Below are 16203 nucleotides of genomic sequence, written 5' to 3' on the forward strand. Positions count from 1 at the left end.
GCAACGACGAGTCCCCCTCCACAACAACCGCCGCGGAGCATGGGTCCATGCTTTCGTAGGGACGACAGCGCGTTTTTCGGAGACGACGTCGTGATTAACGCGCAGGGACGATGGCGGTGAAACCGTCCTACGCCGCCCGCCGCCGTTCGCGCAGCGCGTCGCCGAAGGCTTCGAACAGGGCGCGGTTGATCGGATTGCGCTGCGGATCGTATTCGGCGTGCCACTGCACACCCAGCGCAAAACCCGGCGCATCGGCGATGCGGATCGCCTCGATGGTGCCGTCCTCGGCGATGCCCTCGATCACGACGCGCTTGCCGGGCTCGAGGATGCCCTGGCCGTGCAGCGAATTGACTCGAATGGTCTCCCGGCCGAGGATTTTTGCGAACGCGCCGCCCGGCGTCAGCGCGACGTCATGACGGTCGGCGAACACAACGGTCGGGTCAGGATGGATCTCGCCGTTCTCCAGCCGCGGCATCCGGTGGTTCATGCGGCCTGGAATCTCGCGGATCTCCGGATGCAGCGAGCCGCCGAAGGCGACGTTCATCTCCTGCAGGCCGCGGCAGATACCGAAGATCGGCACACCGCGCGCGACGCAGGCTTCCGACAGCGCCAGCGCAACGTCGTCGCGGTGGATGTCGTAGGGCTCGTGGGCGGCGCAAGGTTCGGTATTGAAGCGGGTCGGATGAACATTGGCGCGGGCCCCGGTCAGCACCACCCCATCGACCACGTCGAGCAAGGCGCCGACCTCGGTGATTTCGGGGCTGCCAGCGAACATCAGCGGCACCGCGCCCGACACCTCGGCAACCGCGCGAAGGTTGCGCTCCCCGACCATCTGGACTGTGAAACGATTTTCGATGCGATGGGCGTTTCCGATCACGCCGACCACGGGCCGTCTCATTATTGAAGTCTCGCGCAATGATTCTTCTAAGTTTGCGACGTTGCGGAGACGATCATGCCTTCGAGTTCCCGCCGGATCAACTGTCTATATCTGCACAGGGGGGCTTGCAGTCCTGCACAGATTCGCGCCCCTCGGGACCCAAAGCCGGCCAGATGCCCACCGATCGCGCCCGGCCCCGCACCCCGTCAGCTGCGAACCGGCACGGCCCCGCCAGCTTGATCCCGGCGGGGTTTTCGCCAAAGACTGCTCGAAACACCGTCGCGAAGGGGGGAATCACCCGTGACAGACTCGGCTGACAATCGCCTGCAGGCCCGCAACGACTTGGCATGGGCGATCGCCGTCGGCGGCATCGGCGTGGTGCTGTTCGCTGCCCTGCTGACCTTCGCCTGGCATTTTGCCGCGACCTTGTTCCTGCTGTTCGCCGGCATGCTGCTCGGGGTCGCCCTCAATGCCATGACCACCCTGCTCGGCCGGCTGACCAAGCTGCCCCACGCGTTGCGGCTTGCGATCGTCTGCCTGGCGATGGCCGGGCTGCTGTCCGGCATCGTGTTCCTCGGCGGCACCACGATCGCGCAGCAGGCCACGGTGCTGAGCAACACGATCAAGTCGCAGCTCGGCAGCGTCAAGGACTTCCTCGAACAGCACGGGGTCGACACCAGCTATCTCGATTTCACCAATGCCGCGGGCGAGGCGAAGGGCGAAGGCAGCGCCGTGACGACGACAACGACGACGCCCGCGCCGTCCCAGTCCCACGGCATCCCCGGCGCCGGCGCGCTGGCCTCAAGCGGCGGCGCCATCATCAGCCAGACGCTGAAGGTGCTGCTCGGCACCGTCAGCGTCGTCGGCAACTTCTTCATCGTGCTGTTTCTCGGGCTCGCCTTCGCGGCCCAGCCCAGCATCTACCGCGCCGGCCTGTTGTTCATCGCGCCGGCGAAGTACCGCGCGCAGGCGACCGTCATCGTAGACCGCATCGGCGAGACGCTGGAGCGCTGGCTGATCGCGCAGATCATCACGATGACGGCGGTGTTCCTCGTCACCTGGATCGGGCTTGCCATCATCGGCATTCCGAGCTCGTTCATCCTCGGCATCCAGGCCGGCCTGCTCGCCTTCATCCCGACGGTCGGCGCGATCCTCGGCGGGCTGATCGTGGTGCTGGCGAGCCTTGCGACCGGATGGATCGCGGCGCTGTCGGCCTTCATCCTGTTCCTCGGCGTGCACGCGCTGGAAAGCTACGTGCTGACGCCGATCATCCAGCGCCAGGCGCTCGACATCCCGCCGGCCACGCTGTTCGCGTTCCAGATCCTGCTCGGCGTCGTGTTCGGCATCTGGGGGCTGGCGCTGGCGCTGCCGCTGATGGCGATCGCCAAGGTGATGATCGACCACTTCAAGACGGAGGATCCGGCGCGGGCCGCGTGACCGCACGTCAGGAGAGCAGCAGCACCGTTCCCGCGACCATCAGCATCACGCCGGCCAGCATCACCATCGGCCAGCGACTCTTCGGCGGCTGGTATCGCCCCTGCGCGCGCCGTTCGGCGATCAGCGCGGTCTCGTATTCATGGGAGTCCGAGAACAGGCAGGCGAAACCGCTGCGCGCCGAAACCGCGTCGGCTTCGAGCGACATCAGGGCTGACTGCGGATTGCGGGTGCGGATCGACTCCATGCCCGAAAGCATGGGATCGAATGGTTAACCACTCGTTACCGCACTCATACCCGGACGCTCGCCGGCTTTTGCCGCGCCGAAGCCGGCAGGCCCGCAGTCTTGCGCCGCCAGTTCTCCAGCGAGAGCGGCAATTCCTCCGCCGCCTCGACGCGGTTGCGGCCGCTGCGCTTGGCCTGGTAGAGCGCGGTGTCTGCCGAGGCCAACAGCACCTCGAGCTCGGTCCCGGCGGGGCCGCCGGCGACGCCGATGCTGACCGTGGTGTCGACCGCGCCTTCCTCGCAGGTGATGTTGCTGTTCTCGAAGGCTTCGCGCACGCGCTCGGCGACCAGCACGCCCTCTTCCAGCGAGCACGGCAGCAGCGCCGCGAATTCCTCGCCGCCGATCCGGCCCGACAGATCGCTGATCCTGAGGCTGTTGACCACGACGGCGGAGAACAGCTTCAGGATCTCGTCACCGGCGGGATGGCCGAAGCGGTCGTTGATCGACTTGAAGTGATCGATGTCGAAGATCATCACGGTGACCGGCCGGCCGGCAATGGACTCGCGCTCGATCACCCGCGCGCAGGCCTCGGTGAAGCCGCGGCGGTTGAGCATGCCGCTCAGGGGGTCGATCGACGCGGCCGTCTTGTGCACGGCCACCGCGCGGTCCGACACCATCATGAAGATCACGAACACCGTGCCGATCGCGTACAGCACGAGTTCGATCGAAAACAGCGTGACCCAAAAGCTGGAGACGAAATTCTGGCCGTTCAATCGCAGCAGGTCGCCGACCAGGATCGGCAGCATCAGGACGCAGCCGTGCGCGACCGGGATGACGATCGCAAGCCAGCGCCGCTGCATCGCGCGGCGGCGCTCGCCCCACAGTTCGGAAGCGGTCAGCGCGGCGTAGATCGCGACGATCCCGGCGCCGATCGTCAGGCGCATCGCGGGATCCTCAACCGTTGTCACCGCCCCGATCCATGCGATCGGGCCGAGCACGAGGCCCAGCAGGTTGGCTTTGCGGCCGTGGAAAATGCGCGCAGCATTCCAGACCAGGCCGCAGGCGGCGAAGCCGATCGCATTGAGGCCCAGCAGAACCATCGGATCGAGCGTCGAACTGCCGACCGTCCAGACAGCGACCGAGGCCGCGCCGAGCAGATAGGCGGTGCCCCACCATTTCAGCGCGGAAATGTTCTCCTGCCTGCCGAACAACCACAGCATGGCGCCGAGCATGCCCGCGACCATGGTGGCGAACAAATAAAGTGTCGATGGATCGAACGACATAAACTCACCCCAGCCCGGTGTGATGCAACGTTCGCAGGCGCAAATAAATACGGTGATGCAGCGCCACTGCGAGCCGGCAAGCTAGAAGGTGCGAGTTCCAATTTCGTTTGCACGCACACGCAAGTTTTCATGAAAAACTGCGCTAATTCGCGCCGAAGCACGGCCGGTCGGACGCAGCAAAAAGGGCGCCTCGCGGCGCCCTTTGCAACTCGATGCCCGCGGCAATTGCCGCGAATTTTAGAACTCGAATTAGCGCTTCGAGAACTGGAAGGACTTGCGGGCCTTCGCCTTGCCGTACTTCTTGCGCTCGACCGAGCGGCTGTCGCGGGTCAGGAAGCCGCCCTTCTTGAGGACGCCGCGCAGCTCAGGCTCGAAGTTGGTCAGCGCCTTCGAGATGCCGTGGCGGACAGCACCGGCCTGGCCGGAGAGACCGCCGCCGGCGACGGTGCAGATCACGTCGTACTGGCCGTTACGGGCGGCAGCGACCAGCGGCTGCTGGATCATCATGCGCAGCACCGGGCGGGCGAAGTAGACTTCGAACTCGCGGGTGTTGACCGAGATCTTGCCGGAGCCCGGCTTGACCCAGACGCGGGCGACCGCGTCCTTGCGCTTGCCGGTGGCGTAAGCGCGGTTGTACTTGTCGACCTTCTTGACGTATTTCGGCGCGTCGGGAGCGGCCGGCTTGACCTGCGAGAGCTGGTCGAGGGACTGCAACGTATCGGACATTATGCGGCCCTCGTGTTCTTGCGATTCAGGGAAGCGATATCGACCTTCTCGGGGCTCTGCGCTTCATGCGGATGATCGGCACCCGGATAGACGCGCAGATTGCCCATCTGCATGCGGCCGAGCGGACCACGCGGGATCATGCGCTCGATCGCCTTCTCGACGACGCGCTCGGGGAAGCGACCCTCGAGGATCTGCTTCGCGGTGCGCTCCTTGATGCCACCGATGAAGCCGGTGTGCTTGTAGTAGGTCTTCTGGTCGCGCTTGCGACCGGTCAGCACCACATGCGCGGCGTTGACGATGATGACGTTGTCGCCGCAATCGACATGCGGGGTGTAGGTGGGCAGATGTTTGCCGCGCAGGCGCATCGCGACGAGCGTGGCGAGACGACCGACGACCAGACCCTTGGCGTCGATCACGACCCACTTCTTCGTCACTTCGGCGGGCTTGGCCGAGAACGTGCTCATGTGTGAAATCCGTGAAAAAGAAATCGGCGCCGTATGCGCCGAACTGGCAGCTTTCTAGAGAAGCCGCGATCTCGCGTCAACGCCCACGCGCTCAAATTACATCAGAGAAAACAATGGCTTGCAAATATGGTGCAATAATACCGTAGAAAAGCCTATTGATTTGGAATGGAATAGGTCGCCGTGACATGGGCTATGGGATCGGGAGACGAGCCGGACAGCAGGTTGACCTCGCCGACCGCGAGCCGCTTGCCGAGCTTGAGCAGCCTCGCCACCGCGAGCACGTCCTGCCCCGGCTGGCCCTTGCGCAGGAAATTGATGTTGAGGTTGGTGGTCACGGCAAGGCCGACCGGCCCGATCGCCGACAGCAGCACCACGTACATCGCGAAATCCGCCAGCCCCATCAGGGTCGGCCCGGACACCGTACCGCCCGGCCGCAGCATGCGCTCGCTGAAGCGCTGGCGCAGCAGGGCCGTCTCGCCGTCGGCGCTTTCGATCCGGACATCGTCGTGGACGAACGCCTGCGGGAATTCCCTCCGCAGGAACTCCTCCACGTCAGCCACGCTCATTTTCGCAGTCGCCATGCCGTCCCTGCCCTCGCTTCAGCCTGCCTGTTACATTAAGTTGTTACAGAGACCAAAGTGGAATTTCAGCATGTCCGCCCAAGCCGCCCGCGCCGAAGCGCCGCAACACCAGCCGATCCTGCTGCGCGAGACCGTCGGCAGTATCGCGCTACTGACGCTCAATCGCCCCGGAGCGCGCAACAGCCTCTCCGAGGGCCTGATCGCCGAGCTGCACGCCGCCCTGAACGATGTCGGCGGCGACAAGCGCATCCGTGCCGTCGTGCTCGCCGCCAACGGCCCGGCGTTCTGCGCCGGCCACGACCTCAAGGAGCTTACCGCGCGCCGTAGCGATGCCGACCGCGGCCGCGCCTATTTCGCGCAAATCATGAACGCCTGCAGCGCGATGATGCAGGCCATCGTGCGCCTGCCGAAGCCGGTGGTCGCATCCGTCCAGGGCATCGCCACCGCGGCCGGCTGCCAGCTCGTCGCAAGTTGCGACCTCGCGGTCGCCTCCGAAGCGGCGGCGTTCGCGACGCCGGGCGTCGACATCGGGCTGTTCTGCTCGACGCCGATGGTGGCGCTGTCGCGCAACGTGCCGCGCAAACAGGCCATGGAGATGCTGCTGACCGGAGAGCCGGTCTCGGCGGCAACGGCGCAGAGCATCGGCCTCGTCAACCGCGTGGTATCCGCGGGCACCGAACGCGACGCCGCGATCGCGCTGGCCGAGAAGGTCGCGCTGAAATCGGCCTACACCGTCAAGCTCGGCAAGGAAGCGTTCTATCGCCAGGCCGAGATGAACCTTGCCGATGCCTATCGCTTCGCCGCCGAGGTGATGACCGAAAACATGATGGCGCGCGACGCCGAGGAAGGCATCGGTGCCTTCATCGAGAAGCGCGATCCGAAGTGGCAGGACAAGTGACGACCTGAGGTCGTCATTCCGGGATGGTGCATTAGCACCAGACCCGGAATCTCGAGATTCCGGGTTCTCGCTGCGCGGGCCCCGGAATGACAAACCCGGAAGAAAAATGAATCACGACGCCTACGACGACAACTACATCCGCAGCATTCTGAACAACGTCAAGACCATCGCGATGGTCGGCGCTTCGCCGGTCAATGTGCGGCCGAGCTATTTCGCGTTCAAATATCTGGCGCAGCGCGGCTACGACATGATCCCGGTCAACCCCGGCCATGTCGGCAAGACTCTGATGGGCAAGCCGTTCGTCGCCTCGCTTGCGGACATCGATCGGCCGATCGACATGATCGACATCTTCCGCAACTCAAGCCACATCATGCCCGTGGTCGAGGAGGCGCTGAAATTGTCGACGCCGCCGAAGGTGATCTGGATGCAGCTTGGCGCGCGCGACGATGCCGCTGCCGAGAAGGCGGAAGCCGCGGGCCTCAAGGTGGTGATGAACCGTTGCCCGAAGATCGAGTATGGCCGGCTGTCGTCGGAGATCTCGTGGATGGGCGTCAACTCGCGCACGCTGAGCTCCAAGCGTGCGCCGATCCCGACGCAGGGCATGCGGCTGTCGCTCAACCGCACCAGCTTCGGCGGCGGCCAGACTGCGGCATCCGACCGCGCGGCAAAGAACAAGACCGAGACGACCTGACATCGCAGCGGAATAATCGCTGCGATCATCCGGTATAGCGCGGATGCCCCTCCAACTGGCGGTGTGCCTAACTCGCTTGACGGCGGGCGCCGTCGCCATCAGCATGCCGCGCGTTTCGACCAGGCCACAACAGGATACTAAAGAATGACCGATCGCCTTCCGGGATTTTCCACCCTCGCCGTGCACGCCGGCGCGCAGCCTGATCCCACCACCGGCGCGCGGGCGACACCGATCTACCAGACCACGTCATTCGTCTTCAACGATGCCGACCACGCGGCCTCGCTGTTCGGCCTGCAGGCTTTCGGCAACATCTATACCCGCATCGGCAACCCGACCAATGCCGTGCTCGAGGAACGTGTCGCAGCCCTCGAAGGCGGCACCGCGGCGCTCGCCGTCGCTTCCGGTCACGCGGCGCAGGTCGTCGTGCTGCAGCAGCTGTTGAAGCCCGGCGATGAGATCATCGCGGCACGCAAGCTCTATGGTGGCTCGATCAACCAGTTCACCCACGCCTTCAAGGCGTTTGGCTGGAATGTGGCCTGGGCCGACCCCGATGAGATCGAAAGCTTCGAGCGCGCGGTGACGCCGCACACCAAGGCGATCTTTATCGAGTCGATCGCCAACCCGGCAGGCAGCATCACCGATATCGAGGCGATCGCGGCCGTTGCGCGCAAGGCCGGCGTGCCGCTGATCGTCGACAACACGCTGGCCTCGCCCTATCTGATCAAGCCGATCGACCACGGCGCCGACATCGTCGTGCACTCGCTGACCAAGTTCCTCGGCGGTCACGGCAACTCGCTCGGCGGCATCATTGTCGATGCCGGCACCTTCGACTGGTCGAAGGACAACAAATACCCGATGCTGAGCGAGCCGCGCCCGGAATATCACGGCATCCGGATCCAGGAGACCTTCGGCAACTTCGCCTTCGCGATCGCCTGCCGCGTGCTCGGCCTGCGCGACCTCGGCCCCGCGCTGTCGCCGTTCAACGCCTTCATGATCCTGACCGGCATCGAGACGCTGCCGCTGCGCATGCAGAAGCACTGCGACAACGCCAAGGCGGTGGCGGAATTCCTCTCCACCCACCCCGCCGTGTCAGCGGTGAACTATGCCGGCCTGCCCGGCGACAGGTACAACGCCCTGCAGCGCAAATATTCGCCGAAGGGCGCCGGCGCGGTGTTCACCTTCAGCCTGAAGGGCGGCTATGACGCGGGCGTCAATCTGGTGTCGAACCTGCAGCTGTTCTCGCATCTCGCCAATGTCGGCGACACCCGCTCGCTGGTGATCCATCCGGCCTCCACCACCCACAGCCAGCTCGACGACGCCGCCAAGGTGAGGTCGGGCGCGGCGCCCGAGGTGGTGCGGCTTTCGATCGGCATCGAGGACAAGGAAGACCTGATCGCCGACCTCGACGAGGCCCTGCGCGCCTGATCCCGCAATTGTTCCGGAGCGGTGCGCCGTATCGCTCCGGCAACTTGCCCAAAGCGACCGACCTCCCGTTAACGCTTAATACCGACGGGCCTCTCGTTAACGTTCAATCCGGCTTAAAGTGGCAGTGATAGGCTCCGGATGATTCGGGAGACCATTGATGCTGCGCTGGACATTGCCGCTCGCGATCGCATTGTTTGCGATCCCGCCTGCTGACGCCGCCGACGGCCCGGCCGTCGCCAAGAGCGCGACCGTCAAGGCCGCGCGCCAGCTGCCGGCGGGCCTGCCGCACCGGCATTACGCCTACCGCACCACGATCACATCGCCGACCTATGTGCGGCGCGGACGCCAGCTCGTGGTCGTCGAGCAGCCCGTGGTGATCCCGCTCAATTCCGAGCCGTATATCCCGTTCGTGCCCGGCGAACCGCTGCTGCCGGGGTCGTCGTCGCTGCCCGGCTATTACGGCAACTGGCACTCCTACAACTATTTCGGCCCGTACTACGGCGGTGCCTATGTGACCTATTGGGACCGCCTGCCCTACGCCTGTGGCGTCTACGGCTACTGCTAGCGCGGACCGATCGGGTGGCCAGATCGCCGCAGAAATCCAGCACACCGGCTTCGGGGAATGCGGTGACCGCCGATCTCGTCGCGGTGCTGGTCGCCGTCACCGAGGGCACGCCGAAGATCATGACCATCGCCGGCGGCTCCGCGCTGCCGAGCGGCCCGTTCGAGTTCACCCATCGCTCGCTGCAGACCGCGCTGCGGGCCTGGGTCGAAGCGCAGACCGGCCACCCGCTCGGCTATGTCGAGCAGCTCTACACCTTTGCCGACCGCGGCCGCTCCGGAGACACCAAGGGGCCGCACAGCGTCTCGATCAGCTATCTCGGCCTGACCCGCGAGGATCGTGTCGGCGAAGGCTTTGAGGCGCACTGGTCCGGCTGGTACGACTACTTCCCCTGGGAGGATCATCGCGCCGGCGCGCCGGCCTTCCTGGCCAAGACGATCGCGCCGAAGCTCAAAACGTGGGCGAAGGCGGCGCCGTCACCGACGCTGCAGCGCGAGCGCTGGCAACGTTGCGCCATCACCTTCGGTCTCGATGATCGCGACTGGAACGAAGAGCTGGTGCTGCAGCGCTATGAGCTGCTCTACGAGGCCGCCCTGATCCCGGAAGCCGGCCGCGGGCATGGCCGCGAGGCGCCGATCGTGCCGGGCAAGCCGATGACGGCGGATCATCGCCGCATTCTCGCGACCGGGATCGCGCGGCTGCGCGCCAAGATCAAATACCGTCCGGTGGTATTCGAGCTGATGCCGGCCGAGTTCACCCTGCTGCAACTGCAACGCAGTGTTGAGGCGCTCGCAGGCCGGCTGGTCCACAAGCAGAACTTCCGCCGGCTGATCGAGCAGCAGGAACTCGTTGAAGAGACTGGCGCAATGGCCGCCGATACCGTCGGCCGGCCGGCCAAGCTATTCCGCTTCCGCCATGCCGTGCTGGCCGAACGGGCCGTCGCCGGCACCAAGCTCCCGCTTTCGCGCACTTGACACGCCTTATGCTCAGGATAAGTATAAGCCATCTTATGCTCACGGAGAGTATAAATGGTTGCACTCGATACCGATCTGCTCACCCGCACCGCGCCGCTCTATGAGCGCGTCAAGCGCGTCATCCCGCCGTTCGAATGGGCCACATTCGCCGAGGACGTCGATGCGATCCTCGCGCTGAAACGCCGCCGCAACGCGGTGGTGCTGGCGCATAATTACCAGACGCCGGAGATCTTCCACGGCGTCGCCGATATCGTCGGCGACAGCCTGTTGCTCGCGCGCGAAGCAACCAAGGTCGATGCCGATGTCATCGTGCTCGCGGGCGTGCATTTCATGGCCGAGACCGCGAAGCTGCTCAATCCGGCCAAGACCGTGCTGATCCCCGACCTCAAGGCCGGCTGCTCGCTGGCGGATTCGATCACGGCGGAGGACGTGCGGCTGATGCGCGCGCGCTACCCGGACGCACCGGTCGTCGCCTATGTCAACACCTCGACCGCGGTGAAGGCCGAGTCCGACATCTGCTGCACGTCGGGCAATGCGCTGAAGGTGGTTGAATCGCTCGACGCCGAGCGCGTCATCATGCTCCCTGATGAATATCTGGCGCAGAACATCGCCAAGCAAACCAGCAAGAAGATCATCGCCTGGAAGGGCCACTGCGAGGTGCACGAGCTGTTCACCGCCGATGACGTGCGCCAGCTGCGCGAGGATCATCCCGATGTCACCATCCTGGCGCATCCGGAATGCCCGCCCGAGGTGGTCGCCGAAGCGGACTTTGCCGGCTCGACGGCTGCGATGCAGTCGTTTGTCGAGACCAAACGTCCGCCGCGCGTCGTGCTGCTGACGGAATGCTCGATGAGCGACAACATCGCTGCGCTAAATCCCGGTGTCGACTTCATCCGCCCCTGCAATCTCTGTCCGCACATGAAGCGGATCACGCTGAAGAACATCCGTCACGCGCTGGAAACCAACCAGCACGAGGTCACCATCGACCCCGCGATCGCCGATCGCGCGCGCAAGAGCGTCGAAAGGATGCTGGCGATATGAGCACCGATATCTCCGATCTCAACGGCCGGCCGGTGATCATCGGCGGCGGTGCCGCCGGGCTGATGACCGCGCTTCAGCTCGCACCCGAGCCGGTCGTGCTGCTGTCGAAGTCGCCGCTCGGCGCGGAAGCTTCCAGCATGTGGGCACAGGGCGGCCTTGCCGCACCGGTCGGCGCCGACGACAGCCCTGCCCTGCATCTCGCCGATACGCTCGCGGCCGGCGCCGGCCTTTGCGACGCGGCCGCGGCGAGTCGGATCGTCCACGCCGCGCCCGCCGCCGTCGAGCAGCTGGCGAGACTCGGCGTCGCCTTCGACCGGCACGCCGACGGCAGCTGGCGCCTCGGTCTCGAGGCCGCACACCGCCGCAACCGCATCGTGCACGCCACCGGCGACGGCACCGGCCGGGAGATCATGCGCGCGCTGATCGCGGCGGTCCGCCAGACGCCGTCGATCACACTGCTGGAAGGCGTCGAGGCGCGCCGGCTGATCGTCGAGGACAATGCAGTCAGGGGCGTGCTTGCAGCGAGCGACCGTGGCGCGCTGACGATCACGACCAATCGCGTGGTGATCGCAACCGGCGGCATCGGCGGGCTGTTCGCCGACAGCACCAATCCCGGCGGATGTTTCGGCCAGGGGCTCGCGCTTGCCGCACATGCCGGTGCAAAACTGTCGGACATCGAGTTCGTGCAGTTTCATCCGACCGCGTTCGACGGGCCGTCGCGCCCGATGCCGCTGCTGACCGAGGCGATCCGCGGCGACGGCGCGGTCTTGATCGACGAGACCGGCGAGCGCTTCATGGCCGATCAGCCCGGCGCCGAGCTTGCGCCACGCGACATCGTGGCGCGCGCCGTGTGGCACCACCGCGCCGCGGGGCATCGCACCTTCCTCGACGCGCGCCAACATCCGGGCGCGGAGTTTGCGCAGCGCTATCCCGTGATCAGCGCGTTCTGCAAGATGGCCGGCATCGACCCCGCCCATGATCCGATCCCGATCCGGCCGGCGGTTCACTACCATATGGGCGGCATCGCGGTTGATGGCTATGGCCGCAGCACGGTGCAGGGCCTGTGGGCCTGCGGCGAGGCCGCGCGCACCGGGTTGCACGGCGCCAACCGCCTCGCCAGCAACTCGCTGATGGAAGCGATCGTCTGCGCGCGCTGGGTCGCGGAGAGCATCGAAAGCGTAAGTGCGGGCCCGCGCGCCATGCTGCGCGACGATGCGATGCCACAGGCTTCCGATCCCTCCGCCGTGCGACCGATCCTCACCCAGGGACTCGGCGTCCTGCGCGATCGCGACGGGATCGCCCGCGCGATCCGCAGTCTCTATCCACTCGCATGCGGTCACAGTGCGGCGTCCGACGCAGCATTGGTCGGATTGATGGTCGCGGTTGCCGCCATCCGGCGTGAGGAAAGCCGCGGCGGCCACTTCCGCACCGATTTCCCGCACATTGCTGCGTCGGCCGTTCCGTCGTCCCTTACCCGCGCCGATGCACTCGCCGCCGCGCGCGACATCGTCGAATCCACGCCATTTGCCAGGAGTGCCCTGTCATGACCCTCCCCCCCCTGTTGCCGCTGATCTATGAGCCGATCGTGCACACCGCGCTGCGCGAGGATCTCGGCCGGGCCGGCGATATCACCGCAGACGCCATCGTGCCGGCCGGCCAGCAGGCGCGGCTGGTGATGCGGGCGCGGCAGCCCGGCGTGATCGCCGGGCTCGATGTCGCGCAGTCAGCCTTCCAGACGGTGTCGCCGGCCATCACGCTGCGCGCCGAACGGCCCGACGGCAGCGCGGTCGAACCCGACCAGGTCATCGCGATCATCGACGGCCCGGCCCGCAGCCTGCTCACCGCCGAGCGGACCGCGCTCAACTTCCTCTGCCATCTGAGCGGTGTCGCCACCGCAACGGCTACGCTGGTCAAGGCCGTGGCGGGCACCCGCGCGCAGATCGTCTGCACCCGCAAGACCACGCCGGGACTGCGTGCGCTGGAGAAATATGCGGTGCGCGCCGGCGGCGGCGGCAATCATCGCTTCGGCCTCGACGATGCCGTGCTGATCAAGGACAACCACATCGCGCTCGCCGGCGGCATCCGCACCGCGATCGAGCGCGCCAAGGCCAATGCCGGCCATCTCGTCAAGATCGAGGTCGAGGTCGACACGCTGTCGCAGCTCGAAGAGGCGCTGACGCTCGGCGTCGACGCGGTGCTGCTCGACAACATGACGACCGAGCAGCTCAGCCAGGCGGTCGACATGGCGCGCGGCAAGGCGATCACCGAAGCCTCCGGCCGCATCACCGCGGCGACGGCCGCAGCGATTGCCGCAACCGGCGTCGACCTGATCTCGGTCGGCTGGGTGACCCACAGCTCGGCCGCGCTCGATATCGGGCTCGACTATCTGTCCTGATCGATCAAAGAGGTTGATCGATCAACCGGGCTGGCCGACCGCAACGAGGGTCGGCTGATCCCGCTCGGTCCGGCGCGCGGCGAAGCGCTCGGCCTGCAGCACCGCTAGTGTCAGCACGACGATGGCGACGGCCTGGTGCGTCAGCGCCAGATCGATCGGCACCTGATGCAGCAGCGTCAGAATGCCGAGCGTCGCCTGCAGCGTGATCGCAGCCACCAGCCACCAGGCGCCCGCGATCACAGCGCCGCCGGCGCGCGCGCGCATGGCATCGATCGCATGTGCGATCGCCAGCGCGAACAGCAGATAGGCGGTCATGCGATGTTCGAACTGCACCGTCAGCGTGTTGTCGAACAGATTGCGCCACCACGGTGTCTCGAACCAAAGCCGGTCAGCCGACGGAATGAAGCCGCCGTCGATGTCGGGCCAGGTATTATAAACCCTGCCCGCGCGCAGCCCCGCGACCAGCGCGCCGAAATAGAGCTGCACGAAGGTCAGCACGAGCAGCACCGCGCTCGTGATCTTCAGCCTGAGCGGCGCGATCACGCTTGGGCGGTCGGTCAGGCGCCGCAGCGTCCAGACGATCGCCGCGAAGATCAGGAGCGCCAGCACCAGATGCGTCGCCAGCCGATACTGCGATACCTCGATGCGTTCCGAGAGGCCGGACGCGACCATCCACCAGCCGACGCCGCCCTGCAGCGCGCCGAGGCCGAAAATCACCCACAATCGCCGGCCGAGCTCGCCGCTCACCGCGCCGCGCCACAGGAAATACAGGAACGGCAGCAGATAGGCCGCGCCGATCACGCGACCAAGCAGCCGGTGGCCCCACTCCCACCAGAAGATCGTCTTGAATTGCTCGAGCGTCATCCCGGCGTTGAGCTCGCGATATTGCGGGATCCTCTTGTAGCCCTCGAAAGCCTGGGTCCACTGCGCCTCGGTCAGCGGCGGCAGCGTGCCGGTCACCGGCTTCCATTCGACGATCGACAGGCCGGATTCGGTCAGCCGCGTGGCGCCGCCGACCAGGACCATCAGGGCGATCAGGGCGGCGACCGCGACCAGCCATACCCTGACGGCGCGGAGCTGCGATGTCTTTGCGGAAATACCGGCCATTTCGCCCTGACTTGATTGGATTTTCGGGCTCCTTATAGTCCGCCGCGCCCGCGGCGCAAGCGCCGCCCGGAGCCTCGTTCCGATCAAGTCGGAAGGAAGCTCCAGAATGTTGTTTTGACGCGTTTTCTTTGCGCGAACCGCTTCGCTCGAAAACGCCCTGGATCACGAGTTGCACATATCCGCCATGGCCATACGCACCCGCAAACTGCTCGGAACCATCTTCCTGCTGATCCTGGTGGTGGTGTGGTCGCTGCTTGGCATGACGGTCGCCCAGACGCCGTGGCTTGCCAATTCGGGGCTGCTGCAGGCGATCTTCTACGTCGTCGCTGGCCTCGGCTGGGTGCTGCCGGCGATGCCGATCGTCGCCTGGATGTCGCGGCCCGATCGCGCCTAAGTCACGTTCTGGTCGCGCGCGCTGCGCGTTGGCCGCACTGGCGCGAACATCACGCCCGACAGCAGCACCCGCATCATCCGCAATGAGCGCACGCGGCCGTCCCATGCGATGCGCGGCAGCGCGTGGAGGTTGGTGCGCCCCTGCGCCTCGACGACCCCCGGTATAGTCGACACCGCGCTGGCAAAGCCGGCCTCCTCGGCCATCACGACATGCAGACGGCCGAACGCATCGCGGTCCCCGAACGGGAATGCGAAATGCCTGACCTGCCGCCCAAGCGCGCTCTCGGCCACCGCCTTGCCCATCGCCATCTCGCGTTGCGCGTCGGCATCCCTGAGGCTCGACAGCGCCGGATAGTTCACGGTCGCGCTGCCGAACGTCACGTTCGGATCGGCGGCAAGCTTCGCCAGATCCTGCCAGTCGAGTGACGCATTGCGTGACAATTGGGCCGCGTCGGCCGAATAGCGCCTGGCGAGATCGTTCAGCGCGTAGGACAGGTCCGACGGCGGCAGCTTGCGCAGCCAGCCGGACAGGAAATCGAACAGCTCGAATTTGTCCGAGAGATTTGAAATCGCGAAGTGCCGCTCCCGGCCGTCGATCATCATGCTGATGCGGTTTTCGCGCGCGATGATGTCCTCCAGCACCAGCCACCACGCCACGCCCACGCCATCGGGAAAGGCCGTCGGGAGATAGAGCGCGAAGGGAACGCCGTGCCTGGCGAGCACCGGCCAGGCATGGGTGACGATGTCCTTGCTGGCGCCATCAAAGGTCAGGCAGGCAAAACGCCGGCGCACCGGCAAGGTCACCGCGCGGCGGCAAGCCTCGTCGATCCCGACGATGTTATACTGCCAGCGCTTCAGCGCTCGGATCGTGCGATCGAGGAAAGCCGGGGTGATCTCCTGGGACTTCAGCGGCTGAAACCGGCCGCGTCGCGCGGGACGAACGCGGGCGAAGCGCAGGATCACCCCGGCGCCGCCGCTCTCGCGTTCCCGCAGCTTGAAGGCGCCACTGAAATACGCGAGCTCCATTCGGGCCCGTCGTAAAATCCCGCTGTCCGGCGCCAAGATCCCCGTCCTTGTCAAGCGGTTCCCGCACACCGCCGCGGCATTGTTCTTACTCTTTGTTGAC

At 66.0% G+C, this 16203-nt stretch carries 18 protein-coding genes; 10 read left to right on the forward strand and 8 right to left on the reverse strand.

The features are described 5' to 3' along the window. Positions 1-127: 127 nt before the first annotated feature. On the reverse strand, positions 128-898 hold the full coding sequence (locus ACVIHF_RS16865) for a gamma-glutamyl-gamma-aminobutyrate hydrolase family protein (RefSeq protein ID WP_021079122.1): 771 nt from the start codon (positions 896-898) through the stop codon (positions 128-130). Positions 899-1177: 279 nt separating this feature from the next. Between ACVIHF_RS16865 and ACVIHF_RS16870 the strand changes: the two genes are divergently transcribed. After that, complete coding sequence (locus ACVIHF_RS16870) at positions 1178-2314, forward strand: AI-2E family transporter (protein ID WP_229160398.1); 1137 nt, start codon at positions 1178-1180, stop codon at positions 2312-2314. A gap of 7 nt (positions 2315-2321) precedes the next feature. On the opposite strand, the gene ACVIHF_RS16875 is transcribed toward ACVIHF_RS16870, so the two are convergent. From ACVIHF_RS16875 to ACVIHF_RS16895, 5 genes are all read right to left on the reverse strand, one after another. Further along, a complete protein-coding gene (locus ACVIHF_RS16875) occupies positions 2322-2558 on the reverse strand; it encodes a hypothetical protein (protein WP_028333932.1) in 237 nt (78 codons plus the stop codon). A gap of 44 nt (positions 2559-2602) precedes the next feature. Beyond that, entirely contained in the window at positions 2603-3820 is a 1218-nt protein-coding gene (locus tag ACVIHF_RS16880; RefSeq protein ID WP_456792330.1) for a diguanylate cyclase, read from the reverse strand. 249 nt (positions 3821-4069) lie between these two features. Beyond that, positions 4070-4546, reverse strand: a complete 477-nt coding sequence (gene rpsI / locus ACVIHF_RS16885; protein ID WP_028333930.1) for a 30S ribosomal protein S9 — start codon at positions 4544-4546, stop codon at positions 4070-4072. Continuing rightward, positions 4546-5010: a 50S ribosomal protein L13 gene (gene rplM, locus ACVIHF_RS16890; protein ID WP_016840522.1), complete on the reverse strand. Its 465-nt coding sequence runs from the start codon at positions 5008-5010 to the stop codon at positions 4546-4548. Before rplM ends, rpsI begins: the two co-directional genes overlap by 1 nt. Before the next feature lie 152 nt (positions 5011-5162). Then, positions 5163-5591 carry a PaaI family thioesterase gene (locus ACVIHF_RS16895; protein ID WP_028340177.1) on the reverse strand — a complete coding sequence of 143 codons (429 nt, stop codon included), beginning with the start codon at positions 5589-5591 and terminating at the stop codon, positions 5163-5165. A 70-nt stretch (positions 5592-5661) separates the two neighbouring features. On the opposite strand from ACVIHF_RS16895, the gene ACVIHF_RS16900 reads away from it, so the two are divergent. The 8 genes from ACVIHF_RS16900 to nadC all read left to right on the forward strand — a co-directional run bounded on the left by ACVIHF_RS16900 (position 5662) and on the right by nadC (position 13577). Next, positions 5662-6489 carry an enoyl-CoA hydratase gene (locus ACVIHF_RS16900; protein WP_283071370.1) on the forward strand — a complete coding sequence of 276 codons (828 nt, stop codon included), beginning with the start codon at positions 5662-5664 and terminating at the stop codon, positions 6487-6489. Positions 6490-6595: 106 nt separating this feature from the next. Beyond that, positions 6596-7180 (forward strand): CoA-binding protein, encoded by a 585-nt coding sequence (locus ACVIHF_RS16905; protein ID WP_057020656.1) that lies wholly within the window; start codon positions 6596-6598, stop codon positions 7178-7180. Positions 7181-7324: 144 nt separating this feature from the next. After that, the gene (locus tag ACVIHF_RS16910) at positions 7325-8605 is read left to right on the forward strand and encodes an O-acetylhomoserine aminocarboxypropyltransferase (RefSeq protein WP_456792331.1); all 1281 of its coding nucleotides are present in this window, start codon (positions 7325-7327) and stop codon (positions 8603-8605) included. A 157-nt stretch (positions 8606-8762) separates the two neighbouring features. Beyond that, a complete protein-coding gene (locus ACVIHF_RS16915) occupies positions 8763-9170 on the forward strand; it encodes a hypothetical protein (protein WP_018271884.1) in 408 nt (135 codons plus the stop codon). A 14-nt stretch (positions 9171-9184) separates the two neighbouring features. After that, positions 9185-10141 carry an NUDIX hydrolase gene (locus ACVIHF_RS16920; protein ID WP_310881922.1) on the forward strand — a complete coding sequence of 319 codons (957 nt, stop codon included), beginning with the start codon at positions 9185-9187 and terminating at the stop codon, positions 10139-10141. Between the two features lie 54 nt (positions 10142-10195). Continuing rightward, positions 10196-11182, forward strand: coding sequence for a quinolinate synthase NadA (gene nadA, locus ACVIHF_RS16925; protein ID WP_456792332.1), 987 nt, complete (start codon positions 10196-10198; stop codon positions 11180-11182). Then, a complete protein-coding gene (locus tag ACVIHF_RS16930; protein WP_456792333.1) occupies positions 11179-12729 on the forward strand; it encodes an L-aspartate oxidase in 1551 nt (516 codons plus the stop codon). The genes nadA and ACVIHF_RS16930 overlap by 4 nt, the downstream gene beginning before the upstream one ends. Continuing rightward, positions 12726-13577, forward strand: a complete 852-nt coding sequence (nadC, locus tag ACVIHF_RS16935) for a carboxylating nicotinate-nucleotide diphosphorylase (protein ID WP_456792334.1) — start codon at positions 12726-12728, stop codon at positions 13575-13577. Before ACVIHF_RS16930 ends, nadC begins: the two co-directional genes overlap by 4 nt. Before the next feature lie 21 nt (positions 13578-13598). Here nadC and ACVIHF_RS16940 read toward each other — a convergent pair whose 3' ends face one another. Next, positions 13599-14684: a COX15/CtaA family protein gene (locus ACVIHF_RS16940; RefSeq protein WP_229161145.1), complete on the reverse strand. Its 1086-nt coding sequence runs from the start codon at positions 14682-14684 to the stop codon at positions 13599-13601. Positions 14685-14868: 184 nt separating this feature from the next. On the opposite strand from ACVIHF_RS16940, the gene ACVIHF_RS16945 reads away from it, so the two are divergent. Continuing rightward, positions 14869-15078, forward strand: coding sequence for a DUF2842 domain-containing protein (locus ACVIHF_RS16945; protein ID WP_016844954.1), 210 nt, complete (start codon positions 14869-14871; stop codon positions 15076-15078). Here ACVIHF_RS16945 and ACVIHF_RS16950 read toward each other — a convergent pair. Further along, the gene (locus ACVIHF_RS16950; RefSeq protein ID WP_456792335.1) at positions 15075-16103 is read right to left on the reverse strand and encodes a polysaccharide deacetylase family protein; all 1029 of its coding nucleotides are present in this window, start codon (positions 16101-16103) and stop codon (positions 15075-15077) included. The genes ACVIHF_RS16945 and ACVIHF_RS16950 overlap by 4 nt on opposite strands. Between the last annotated feature and the right edge of the window lie 100 nt (positions 16104-16203).

Source organism: Bradyrhizobium sp. USDA 4506 (assembly GCF_054058795.1).

Excerpts from the sequence above, each read along its gene's own strand:
- ACVIHF_RS16905 (WP_057020656.1), top strand. The coding sequence starts at position 6,596 with ATGAATCACGACGCCTACGACGACAACTACATCCGCAGCATTCTGAAC.
- ACVIHF_RS16900 (WP_283071370.1), top strand. The coding sequence starts at position 5,662 with ATGTCCGCCCAAGCCGCCCGCGCCGAAGCGCCGCAACACCAGCCGATC.
- ACVIHF_RS16875 (WP_028333932.1), bottom strand. The coding sequence starts at position 2,558 with ATGGAGTCGATCCGCACCCGCAATCCGCAGTCAGCCCTGATGTCGCTC.
- ACVIHF_RS16945 (WP_016844954.1), top strand. The coding sequence starts at position 14,869 with ATGGCCATACGCACCCGCAAACTGCTCGGAACCATCTTCCTGCTGATC.
- ACVIHF_RS16930 (WP_456792333.1), top strand. The coding sequence starts at position 11,179 with ATGAGCACCGATATCTCCGATCTCAACGGCCGGCCGGTGATCATCGGC.
- nadC (WP_456792334.1), top strand. The coding sequence starts at position 12,726 with ATGACCCTCCCCCCCCTGTTGCCGCTGATCTATGAGCCGATCGTGCAC.
- nadA (WP_456792332.1), top strand. The coding sequence starts at position 10,196 with ATGGTTGCACTCGATACCGATCTGCTCACCCGCACCGCGCCGCTCTAT.
- ACVIHF_RS16865 (WP_021079122.1), bottom strand. The coding sequence starts at position 898 with ATGAGACGGCCCGTGGTCGGCGTGATCGGAAACGCCCATCGCATCGAA.
- ACVIHF_RS16940 (WP_229161145.1), bottom strand. The coding sequence starts at position 14,684 with ATGGCCGGTATTTCCGCAAAGACATCGCAGCTCCGCGCCGTCAGGGTA.
- ACVIHF_RS16880 (WP_456792330.1), bottom strand. The coding sequence starts at position 3,820 with ATGTCGTTCGATCCATCGACACTTTATTTGTTCGCCACCATGGTCGCG.
- ACVIHF_RS16950 (WP_456792335.1), bottom strand. The coding sequence starts at position 16,103 with ATGGAGCTCGCGTATTTCAGTGGCGCCTTCAAGCTGCGGGAACGCGAG.
- rplM (WP_016840522.1), bottom strand. The coding sequence starts at position 5,010 with ATGAGCACGTTCTCGGCCAAGCCCGCCGAAGTGACGAAGAAGTGGGTC.
- ACVIHF_RS16915 (WP_018271884.1), top strand. The coding sequence starts at position 8,763 with ATGCTGCGCTGGACATTGCCGCTCGCGATCGCATTGTTTGCGATCCCG.
- ACVIHF_RS16895 (WP_028340177.1), bottom strand. The coding sequence starts at position 5,591 with ATGGCGACTGCGAAAATGAGCGTGGCTGACGTGGAGGAGTTCCTGCGG.
- ACVIHF_RS16910 (WP_456792331.1), top strand. The coding sequence starts at position 7,325 with ATGACCGATCGCCTTCCGGGATTTTCCACCCTCGCCGTGCACGCCGGC.
- rpsI (WP_028333930.1), bottom strand. The coding sequence starts at position 4,546 with ATGTCCGATACGTTGCAGTCCCTCGACCAGCTCTCGCAGGTCAAGCCG.